The sequence below is a fragment of the Kitasatospora sp. NPDC004745 genome, assembly GCF_042873275.1.
In the GTDB taxonomy this organism is placed as follows: Bacteria; Actinomycetota; Actinomycetes; order Streptomycetales; family Streptomycetaceae; genus Kitasatospora.
The window spans coordinates 1-3,978 of sequence record NZ_JBIALK010000064.1 but is presented as its reverse complement, the minus strand read 5'-3'; the positions used below and the strand labels follow the sequence as shown (position 1 = coordinate 3,978).

Genomic DNA, 3,978 nt, shown 5'->3' with positions numbered 1-3,978 from the left:
CGAGGTGCTCGGCACCGGGCGGGTCGGCATCGACGAGGACTTCTTCGCCCTCGGCGGCGACAGCATCCGCTCCATCCAGGTCGTCAGCCGCGCCCACAAGGCCGGCCTGAGCTTCACCACCCGCGACATCTTCACCCACAAGACCGCGGCCGCCCTGGCCCGGATCGCCGGCGGCGCGGAGCCGCAGGCCGCGGCCGCGCCCGCCGAGGACGCCGGCGGCACCGGCCCGTACGAACTGACGCCGATCATGGCCCAGTTGCACGACGACACGCACAGCCTCACCGGCCCGGTCGTCAAGTACAGCCAGCACGTCGTCGTGCGGGTGCCCGCCACGCTGGACGCCGACCTGCTCGACACGGCCCTGCACGCCCTGGTCGACCACCACGACGCGCTGCGCACCCGCGCCACCGAGCCCGCGCCCGGCCTGTGGCACACCGAGGCACTGGCCCCCGGCGCGCTCGCCGGCGTGCGCCTGGTCGCCACCGCCGAGCACGGCGGCACGGACCCGCAGGACGCCCTCGGCCACGCCGAGCGGCAGGCCTCCGCGGCCCGCGCCCGGCTCGACCCCGCCGAGGCCGTGATGATCCAGGCCGTGCTGATCGGCGCGGCGCCCGGCGCCGACACCACCCTGCTGGTGATCTCCGCCCACCACCTGGTCGTCGACGGGGTGTCCTGGCGGATCCTGCTGCCCGACCTCGCCGCCGCCTGCGCGGCGCTGGCCGAGGGCCGCACCCCCGCGCTCGACCCGGTCGGCACCTCCTACCGCGCGTGGTCGCAGCTGCTCGCCGCCCAGGCCCGCACCCAGGTCCGCGGGTCCGAACTCGCGCTCTGGCAGTCGGCCCTGACCGGCCCCGACCCGCTGGTCGGCACCCACCGGCTCGACCCCGCGACAGACGTCTACGGCACCCAGCGCACCCTGCGCCTGGAACTCGGCCCCGAGGTCACCGGCCCGCTGCTCACCGACGTCCCGGCCGCGTTCCACGCCGAGGTCAACGACGTCCTGCTGACCGGCCTCGCGCTCGCCGTCGCCGACTGGCGCCGCCGGCACGGCCGCGCCGACTACGCGCAGACCCTGATCGAACTCGAGGGCCACGGCCGCGAGCAGCTCAGCGACACCCTCGACCTGTCCCGCACCGTCGGCTGGTTCACCAGCGCCTTCCCGGTGCGCCTGGACCCGGGCACGCTGGACTGGGACGAGGTCTGGGCCGGCGGCCCCGCGCTCGCCACCGCCCTCAAGCGGATCAAGGAGCAGCTGCGCGCGCTGCCCGACCGCGGCGTCGGCTACGGCCTGCTGCGCTACCTCAACCCGCACGCCGCCCGCGCCCTGGCCGGGCACCACAAGCCGCAGATCGGCTTCAACTACATGGGCCGCTTCGACGCCCGCGAGGCCGGGCTCTGGGAGCCGGCCGGCGGCGACGGGGTGGTCGGCACCGGGGCCCACCCCGGCATGCCGCTGCCGCACCTGCTCGACGTCACCCCGGCCACCGAGGACCGGCACGACGGCCCGCACCTGATCGCCAACTGGTCCTGGGCCGGCCGGACCGTCGCCGAGGAGGACGCCCGGGACGTCGCGGACACCTGGTTCCGCGCCCTGGAACTGCTCGCCCGGCACGCCGCCGCCCCCGGCGCCGGCGGCCGCACCCCCTCCGACCTGCCGCTGGTCGCCCTGGCCCAGGAGGAGATCGAGGAGTTCGAGGCCGAGCTCGCGCAGGCCGGCACCGCCCTCGCCGACGTGCTGCCGCTCACCCCGCTCCAGCAGGGCATGCTCTTCCACGCCGACTACGACGCCGCCGGCTCCGGGCCGGACGCGGACGCCGTCGACGTCTACACCCTGCAGATCGTCGCCGACATCGAGGGCGAGCTGGACGCCGCGGCGCTGCGCGCCGCCGGACAGGCCCTGCTCGACCGGCACCCCAACCTGCGCGCCGCCTTCCGCGCCCGCGCCACCGGCGAGCCGGTCCAGGTCGTGCCGCAGCACGTCGAACTCCCCTGGCTGGACGCCGACCTGACCGACCTGCCGGAGCCCTCCCGGGCCGCCGAGCTGGACCGGATCACCGAGGCCGAGCGCACCCGCCGCTTCGACCTCGCCGCCCCGCCGCTGCTGCGCTTCGCCCTGGTCACCCACGGCGAGGGCCGGCACCGGTTCATCTGGACCAGCCACCACATCCTGGTCGACGGCTGGTCGATGCCGCTGCTGGTCCGCGAGCTCTTCGCGCTCTGCGCACCCGGTGCGGACGTCGCCCTGCTGCCCGACCCGGCCCCGTACCGCTCCTACCTGGCCTGGCTGACCGCGCAGGACCGCACCGCGGCCCGGGAGGCCTGGCACCGGGTGCTGGCCGACGTCGACGAGCCCACCCTGCTCGTCCCCGCCGACCCGGCCCGCGTGCCGGCGCTGCCCGACGCGGTGCTCGCCGAGGTGCCCGCCGACCTCACCGCCGCGCTCTCCGGCTGGGCCCGCACCGAGGGCCTGACCCTCAACACCGTGGTCCAGGGCTGCTGGGCACTGCTGCTCGGCCGGCTCACCGGCCGCCAGGACGTGGTGTTCGGCGCCGTCACCTCCGGCCGCCCGGCCGAGGTGCCCGAGGTCGAGTCGATGATCGGCATGTTCCTCACCACCGTGCCGGTCCGGGCCCGGCTGCACCCCGGCGACACCCTCGCCGAGCTGCTGCACGCCGTGCAGGACCAGCAGAGCGCGCTGCTCCCGCACGAGCACCTCGGACTCGCCGCGATCCACCAGGCCGCCGGCCTGTCCGGCGAGGTCTTCGACACCGTGGTGCTGTTCGAGAACTTCCCGCTGGACGAGAACGGCCTCGACACCGGCGTCGCCGACGGCCCGCGCGTCGTCCGGGCCGAGGCCCGGGACGCCCGGCACCACCCGCTGAGCATGGTGGTGCACCCCGGCGACACCCTGCACCTGCGACTGGACTACCACCCGGGCCTGTTCGGCCGGGACGAGGTCGAGCGGGTCGCGACGGTCTTCCAGCACCTGCTGCGCACCGTCGCCGAGCGGCCCGACCTGCCGCTCGCCCGGGTCGACGTGACCGCCCCGGCCGACCTCACCGGCCGCGCCACACCCGGCGAGCTGGGCGGGCTGCTCGGCGCCTGGGACCCGACGGTCGCCGAGGAGAGCATCGGCGTGGTCGAGCGGGTGCGCGCGGTGGCCGCCAGCACCCCCGACGCGGTGGCCGTCACCGACGGCGCCGGCTCGCTGGGCTACCGGGAGCTGGTCGAGGCGGCCGGCGGGCTGTCCGCCGAGCTGACCGCAGCCGGGGTCACCACCGGTTCGGTGGTGGCGATGTTCGCCGAACCCGGCGTCCCCTTCGTCACCGGCGTGCTCGGTGTGCTCGGCGCGGGCGGCGCCTACCTGCCGCTCGACCCGACCGCCCCGGCCGCCCGCAACACCGGGCTGCTCGAGGACAGCGGCGCCCGCCACCTGCTGGTCGGCGCCGGGTACCGCGAGCAGGCCGCCGAGTTCGCCGCCGCCGTGCAGGGCGGGCCGGTCACCGTCCTCCCGCTGGAGCGGTCCGGGCCCGGGGCCCTGCCGGAGTGCGTGGGCACCGGCCTGGACCTCGCCTACGTGATGTTCACCTCCGGCTCCACCGGGAAGCCCAAGGGTGCGATGGTGCAGCGCTCCGGGATGATGAACCACCTCTGGGCCAAGGTCGGCGACCTCGACCTGGCGGCCGGGGAGGGCGTCGTCCAGAACGCGCCGCTCACCTTCGACGTGTCGGTCTGGCAGATGCTGGCCCCGCTCGTCGTCGGCGGGACGGTGCGGGTCTCCGGCACCGAGATGGCCGCCGACCCGACCGCCCTGTTCGGGATGGCCCGCGACGAGCGGATCGCCGTCCTGGAGGTCGTGCCCTCCCTGCTGCGCGCCGCCCTGGACGCCTGGGACACCGAGGGCGACGCCCCCGAACTCCCGGACCTGCGCTGGCTGATGGTCACCGGCGAGGCCCTGCCCGCCGACCTCTGCCGACG

Annotated in this window: 1 protein-coding gene; it reads left to right on the top strand. The window is 76.3% G+C overall.

What is annotated here, in order from left to right; genetic code table 11:
• A partial coding sequence (locus ACFYUY_RS39980) for a condensation domain-containing protein (protein WP_387908426.1) occupies positions 1-3,978 on the top strand: 3,978 nt, incomplete at both ends.